6 protein-coding genes and 1 pseudogene are annotated in these 6,881 nt (G+C 33.7%); 2 read left to right on the forward strand and 5 right to left on the reverse strand.

Annotation, left to right across the window (positions count from 1 at the left end; translation table 11 throughout):
* The 4 genes and pseudogenes from ABY285_RS11875 to ABY285_RS11890 form a co-directional block, all read right to left on the reverse strand.
* Window positions 1-186, reverse strand: a pseudogene (locus ABY285_RS11875) (hypothetical protein); the annotation flags it as partial.
* A gap of 92 nt (window positions 187-278) precedes the next feature.
* On the reverse strand, window positions 279-1,265 hold the full coding sequence (locus ABY285_RS11880) for an MlaD family protein (protein ID WP_372770334.1): 987 nt from the start codon (window positions 1,263-1,265) through the stop codon (window positions 279-281).
* Between the two features lie 9 nt (window positions 1,266-1,274).
* Complete coding sequence (locus ABY285_RS11885; protein ID WP_372770336.1) at window positions 1,275-2,015, reverse strand: ABC transporter ATP-binding protein; 741 nt, start codon at window positions 2,013-2,015, stop codon at window positions 1,275-1,277.
* A 2-nt stretch (window positions 2,016-2,017) separates the two neighbouring features.
* On the reverse strand, window positions 2,018-2,800 hold the full coding sequence (locus tag ABY285_RS11890) for an MlaE family ABC transporter permease (RefSeq protein ID WP_372770338.1): 783 nt from the start codon (window positions 2,798-2,800) through the stop codon (window positions 2,018-2,020).
* 297 nt (window positions 2,801-3,097) lie between these two features.
* Here ABY285_RS11890 and ABY285_RS11895 point away from each other — a divergent pair, with 297 nt between their 5' ends.
* Window positions 3,098-3,796 (forward strand): hypothetical protein, encoded by a 699-nt coding sequence (locus ABY285_RS11895; protein WP_372770340.1) that lies wholly within the window; start codon window positions 3,098-3,100, stop codon window positions 3,794-3,796.
* A gap of 72 nt (window positions 3,797-3,868) precedes the next feature.
* Here ABY285_RS11895 and ABY285_RS11900 read toward each other — a convergent pair whose 3' ends face one another.
* Window positions 3,869-5,812 carry an erythromycin esterase family protein gene (locus ABY285_RS11900; RefSeq protein WP_372770342.1) on the reverse strand — a complete coding sequence of 648 codons (1,944 nt, stop codon included), beginning with the start codon at window positions 5,810-5,812 and terminating at the stop codon, window positions 3,869-3,871.
* A gap of 131 nt (window positions 5,813-5,943) precedes the next feature.
* Here ABY285_RS11900 and ABY285_RS11905 point away from each other — a divergent pair.
* The coding region (locus ABY285_RS11905) for a cytochrome-c peroxidase (protein ID WP_372770344.1) at window positions 5,944-6,881 on the forward strand (938 nt) is incomplete at its 3' end.

Genomic DNA, 6,881 nt, shown 5'->3' on the forward strand with positions numbered 1-6,881 from the left:
AGAAAAATCATAATAAACTTCATGTTCCGGAAAATAGATATAGCGCACCACTTCAGCCCTATTAGGATAAAACCATGGTGGTGGTGGGGTTCCTATTCTTGAAGTGACCACTACAGGTCCGCAACTTTCTAATGATAAAGTAAAGGAAAACAAAAGAGCAAGCGTAAAAAAAACTGTTTTTTTCATAATCGTAGCATTTAATAACTCTAATTTAAAAAGAAGTCAAAACGGTTGAAATGATATATATCAATTGCAACTATTAGTTTTAATGCCAATTATTAATTTTTATTTTCAGCTTCTTTACGTTGTTGTCTTTCCAGTTTTCTAAAATAGCCTCTAAAAAGAAAGTTGTGTTTTAAGGCTTCCAGATTTTCGTTTAAACGAACGCTTCCTTCCTTAATATTTTTCATTGTTTCATCAATATTGTCAACCAAAATTGTATCGCTGACCATATAATTTAGAGTGCCTTTTCCATTTTTAACTTGAAGAACTACATCGTTTAAATTGGTAATGACAGAATCAATGCCGCTGCTCGATTCTTCTAAATTAACAATAATTGATTTCATTTTATTTGCGGAAATACTGTCACTTAATAAAACCGCAGCCAAACTTTCATCATAATTGATTGCTGAAATTATGTTTTTTAATTCCCTGATAGTTGATGAAGCGTTTGCGCTTGAATTTTTTAAATTCACAACGGTTTCTTTTAAATTGGATGCCAATCCATCATCTGTAATTAACATACCAAGTGTTCCTTCTCCCTGGTTAATTTTATTGGTAATCTTCAATAAATCTGAAGTTAACTTGGCTGCATTGTCATTGGTGGTATTTAATGTTTCAAGCATATCTGTGGTTGATGTTTTATTGTATGAACTAATGGTGTCTCCAGGTTTTAAAGCTACAGAATCCTCTTTCCCTGGCACAATATTTATCACCATGCTACCAACCAAGCCATCTGAACCAATAGCAGCAACGGCATTTTTCTTCATATGTTTAAGCATTTTGTCTTCAATAACCATATCAACGCAAATGGTGCTGTCATTAATCATCACAATATTTTTCACGGTACCGATATTTATGCCGGAATAACGTACGTTATTTCCTAATATTAAGCCATTTACGTTATTAAATACGGCACTTGCCCTAAAGGTATGGCCAAAAAGATTTTGCTTGTTGCCAATAAGATAAAGGGCAATAACTAAAATAATTGTAGTTATAAAAATAAACAATCCAAGACTAAATTTTTGTGTATTTGATGTTTTCATAATTAGTTGCTATTTAAAAAATGCCTGAATTTTTTTGTCTTTATTAGTGGACAATTCCTCAAAAGTTCCTTCAGCATAATTAATTCCGTCAATCAATAAAATCATTCTGTTTGAAATTACTCTGGCGCAGTCCACATCATGCGTAATAATAAGCGATGAGGTTTTATAATTTTGCTGAATATTGCGCATTAGCTGTATAATTTCTTTTGCCGTTATAGGGTCAAGACCTGTTGTTGGTTCATCATAAATAATTATTTTTGGTTTTAGAATAATCGCCCTAGCCAATGCAATCCTTCTTTTCATTCCGCCGGAAAGTTCTTCAGGCATTAAATCTATGGCTTCTGTTAGTCCAACACTTTCCAGAGCTTCGAGAACCAATTTAAGGGATTCTTCTTCTGTTTTGTGTTGCTGGCGCATAGGAAATTCTAAATTTTCCTGAACAGTCATTGAGTCGTATAGGGCACTTCCCTGAAAAAGGAACCCTAATTCTGTTCGCAAATCATTGAATTCCTTTTGTGTCAGTTTTGTAATATCCTTTCCCATAATTTCAATAGATCCTTCGTCGGGCAGCATTATGCCAACCAAACATTTAATCATTACAGATTTTCCGGAACCGGATTTCCCCATTAACACCAAATTTTCACCTTCAAACAATTCCAAAGAAAATCCGTTTAGCACGTGATTGTCGCCAAAGCTTTTCTTTAAATCTTTAATTCTTAAAATGGGTTCTATGTTTTTTGTTTTATCCATACCTAAAGTTCAAAGAAAATATCTGTAACAAAAACGGCGATAAAGTCGATTATAAATAAGAGCATAGAGGTATAAACTACGGCTGAATTTGAGGCTTCTCCTACGCCAACAGTGCCTTTTGAACAATTATATCCTTTAAAACTACCAACCAAACCAATGGCGAAGCCAAAGAAAAATGATTTTACTGTGGCCGGAAGAATGTCTGAAAATTCAATGGCATTAAAAACCTTATTAAAATAGAGTTGAAAGGAAACATCTCCTTTTAAATTTTCTACCAGTGCGGAACCAAATAAGGCAATAGCATCTCCAAAAATGATAAGCAAAGGAATCATTAATGTTGCCGCCATAATGCGCGTAACTACCAAATATTTAAACGGATTTGTGCCGGAAACTTCCATAGCATCAATTTGTTCGGTCACACGCATGGAGCCCAATTCCGCGCCAATTCCTGAACTTATTTTACCTGCACAAATCAGCGCAATAATCACCGGGCCAATTTCTCTCACTATTGAAATACTCACCATAGATGGCATCCAGGATTGTGCTCCAAACTCCATCAAAGTTGGCCTGGATTGAAGCGTAAATACCAACCCTAAAATAAAACCGGTTATGCCCACCAAAAATAGTGAACGATTGCCCATATTGTAACATTGCCTCAAAAGCTCTTTAAACTCAAACGGTTTTGTAAACAACTCTTTAAAAAAACGTCCTGCAAAATAGGACATCTCGCCAATTTCAGTAAAAAAGCTTTTAAGGGTATTTCCTATTTGTAATGATGTTATCATCAGTTGAAGGATTTTTGCCAATATAAAGTTATTGTTGTTTTACAGGGTATAAAATGATTTATATCAATTTTACGGCACAGAAAGATGAATAAGAATTGAAAATAATATTAAAAGAACCAATATTAACCATCCATTAAGATGCATTTTATTAATTTCTTTCCAATAAATTAATGCTTTTAAATTACATCCCTAACTTGATATTAATCATTTAAAGTTTAAATCTGCTGCTTTAACTTTATAAGGGGAAGTTTAGATTTAAAAAGGAAATAAATATTAAAAACCATTAATTCTTAAGCCATGAAAATTAAAGAATTACAACATCTCAATAAAGAAAATGATTTTCAGGAATTTTATAAAAAAAGTGCAACAGCAATTGACAGTTTGAAAAAGTTTGCGACTGCAAAATTAAAACTTGCCGAAAAAGAAGGGTTAATTGATAAAGGTTTTTATGATGCAAACGGGATTTTAGATGAAGTGTTTATGGAAGTTTTTAAAACCTATACCAATAATACAGATGAAAAACAGTTGCATCAAACCCTTTTTTTTAAAACCATACAAATAATAAATGATAAAATAGAGAAGGAAAATCAATTCGCCGATAATATAAATATTGATACTATTTTAAAAGATGAAATGAATTTATTAAAAGAGGATTATTCAGTTGAAGCTGATGGAGATTATGTATTTGATGAGGAGCTGGATGATATTTCCTACAAACAAAACAATTTTAATCCTTCTCATTTTATTTTAGATCAGCCAATGGAATTGGAATTGACCGGCAAATTGGACTTAAGTGATGCTTCATTATTTTCAGACCGAAACAGAATTTTGTTTGGAGCATCGTTTTATACGTTACCTCCAATAAGCAAAACCATTATTGAATTGTTTGTATTCGGCAATCAAGGGATATCTGAAATAGCAAAGACCTTGTCAACTGATGAAAAAATAGTTCAAAAAGTGATTGACAGGGTTAAACAAAGGATGGAAAAACTATAACTGCAGGGATTATTTTATTAAGAAAATTATTTAACTTTTCTAAATTTGTGATTCCACAAGATACTATTCAACCTATATGTCTAGTAAAGCAAACGGATGATTTTCCAACAGTTTCGGAATTACGTTCGTGAGCGTAATTGGAGTTACGGCGTTTGATTCATCATAAAATATATATTCATCAAATTGAGAAGGCAATACTGCCTGAAAATAATGGCTTTGACGCTCTGTTTCTGGTCTGTAAATTACCCCTATTGCACGTTCAAGTTTTGGAGTGCTTAGTAATTTCCTTAGTTTTTTGCCGGCAAATTGTTCGCGCAACGGCAAGGCAAACGAGTTTATTTGTGTTTTATGGCAAAGGTTTTCATAACTTTTTTGCAAGGAATTATTCACTTTCATTACCTTCATAGCATTTCCCCAATTGTGGGCTGCGGCAACAGTGCCGGTGTGCGTACCAAAACCAATGTGGTACGATTTGTCCCCAAAATGCTCTTTGCACAAATGTCCGATATTTATTTCTCCTCTTGAATACATTTCTGTTGCCAATGCATTTCCAATATGGGAATTGTGTGCCCAAACAATAGCTTTGGTTTGTGGTCCAAAATACGACAACAGCGATTTTAGCGTATAAAACATATGAAAATCACGCAAGTTCCATGATTCCGCACTTCCATAATACATCGCTTTATAATATCTTTCGGCATCAACAACCACATTTGCATTTTGGTAGGCATAAAAATATTCAGGGGAATGGTTTAGCTTGTTTTTATTTTTAAGCAAATCAACAAGCATTTTTAAAACCTCTTTTTCGCAACTTTCGAGTTGGTGGCTCACAACCATTTTACCATATGCTGCAGGATCTGTCATATAAGGCGTAATGCAGGAATACCTGCTTTTTGCCAAATTCGCCAAATCGGCATCAATACCTTCTAAATAATTGATAACCAAATCTATGGAATTTTCCAATCCGTATAAATCTAATCCGTAAAATCCGGTTTTGTTATTATTTTGTGAATTGAATTCCTTCAGCCACTCTACAAAACTAAGCACCTCTTTATTTTTCCACATCCATTGCGGAAAACGCATAAATGGCGCCCAATCTTTTTGGGTTTGCTGATTTCTTATATAGCTGTTTATTTTCTCGGCATCAGACCAATCTGCTTCGGCACAAACAAAATTAAACCCTTTTTTTGCAATTAACGCCTTGGTGATTTCCTGGCGTGTTAAATAAAATTCGGAAGTTCCGTGGGATGCTTCACCCAATAAAACTAATTGGGCATCGCCAATTCTTTCCAGAAGATTGTCCATTGGAAATTCTTTAATGCCTTTAAATGTTTGTGCTTTTATTGAAATCTCATCAACAATTTCTTTTTCCGGGAAATCCTCTGATCTTATTTCGGGCAATATTTTAGGGTTTGGTATAAAGAAATTATCCTTTAATTTTTTAACATTGAAGTCGGTTTCAGAAACCCTTTCAATTATTTCAAATATAATGTGAGCCCAATCCGGACCTATGGGAACCAATAACCGTCCGCCTATTTTTAACTGTTTTTTTAAGTGTGTTGAAACTTCTTCAAATTCTGATGTTATTAAAATAGCGTCAAACGGCTCATTTTCTTTCCAACCTTTATTTTTGTCGCCAACAGCAATAAAAACATTGGTAATGTTTATGTTTTTCAGTACTTCCAATGCCCACTCAGCGTAAGCGTCATTCTCTTCAACAGTATAAACTTCTTTGCAAATTCTTGAAAGAATAGCCATTACATAAACTGAGTCAAGACCAATTGCCAAAATTTTATCGCCATTTTTAATTTTTAAATTTTCCAGCATTTTGGCGACTGCAAAAATCCTTGGCTCTACTTTAACGAGTTCATCTTCCATTGTTGTGTTCTCAAAAGTATAAGGATAAAGTTCTTTTGATAAAAAAAATGTTGTGGGAATATTTTCAAAAGCATCAAGCAATAACTGATTTTTGATGCCTTTATTTTTTAATTGGGTTTGGATTTCAAATTTTTTCATAATCAAGCTAATTGATACTTAAAATTCATATTATAATTTCATTTTTAAAATGATATCCCTCATTTTAATTGGGTACCAGTTAACGTATTTTTAAATAGGAATTTATTGTTTAATTAAAAAATAATATAATTATGAAAAGGCTAAAAGTATTTTACACAATAATGATATTTATGTTATTAGGAGGTTTGTCTTTCTCCTGCTCCAACGAAATATCATCTTATGAAAAAATTGAATCTTTAATGTTGTCTAAGGCCCCAATTTCAGGTTTATTACCTATTGAACAATTGGGAAAGAATATTTTCTTTGATAAAATTTCAGCACCAGATTGGATGGCATGCGCAAATTGTCACTCTCCATCGGTTGGGTATACAGGTGCATTACCTGGTATAAATATTAATGGTGCTGTATACCGTGGTGCAGACCCTCATCGATTTGGAAATCGCAAACCGCCTAGTGCTGCTTACGCAACCTTTAGCCCAATATTTCATTTAGATGAAGATGGAGAAACATTTGAAGGGGGTAACTTTTGGGATGGGAGAGCCACTGGTGAACGATTGGGAAATCCTGCTGCAGAGCAGGCATTGGGCCCTTTTTTAAATTTTGTTGAACAGAATAATATAGGAAAAGCAGAAGTATTAAAACAAATTGCCAAATCTAAATATGCTGAGTTATGGAAAGAAGTGTGGGGTAAAAAGATTCAGTATTCAACCAATGAAGAAATTGAGGAAAATTATGATCGTGTTGGTTTGTCAATTGCTGCTTTTGAAGGATCTTCCGAGGTTAATTCATTTAGCTCAAAATTTGATATTGCAATGGATGAATTTACTGAAGAGGAAGAATGGGGTATGGAGCTGTTTAACGATAAGGGAAAATGTGCATTATGTCATCCGAGTGGCACTGACACTGACCCTGCCATAAAATATGCTTTATTCACAGATTTTACTTTTGATAATTTAGGAGTGCCAAAAAATCCAAAAAATCCGTTTTACACTATGGATAATGTTTATTTTGCTGATGGAACCGCTATTAATCCCGACGGTGAGAATTGGATTGATAAAGGACTTGGAGG

This window comes from Lutibacter sp. (genome assembly GCF_041555395.1).
Classification (GTDB): domain Bacteria; phylum Bacteroidota; class Bacteroidia; order Flavobacteriales; family Flavobacteriaceae; genus Lutibacter.

Excerpts from the sequence above, each read along its gene's own strand:
- ABY285_RS11880 (WP_372770334.1), bottom strand. The coding sequence starts at position 1,265 with ATGAAAACATCAAATACACAAAAATTTAGTCTTGGATTGTTTATTTTT.
- ABY285_RS11885 (WP_372770336.1), bottom strand. The coding sequence starts at position 2,015 with ATGGATAAAACAAAAAACATAGAACCCATTTTAAGAATTAAAGATTTA.
- ABY285_RS11890 (WP_372770338.1), bottom strand. The coding sequence starts at position 2,800 with ATGATAACATCATTACAAATAGGAAATACCCTTAAAAGCTTTTTTACT.
- ABY285_RS11895 (WP_372770340.1), top strand. The coding sequence starts at position 3,098 with ATGAAAATTAAAGAATTACAACATCTCAATAAAGAAAATGATTTTCAG.
- ABY285_RS11900 (WP_372770342.1), bottom strand. The coding sequence starts at position 5,812 with ATGAAAAAATTTGAAATCCAAACCCAATTAAAAAATAAAGGCATCAAA.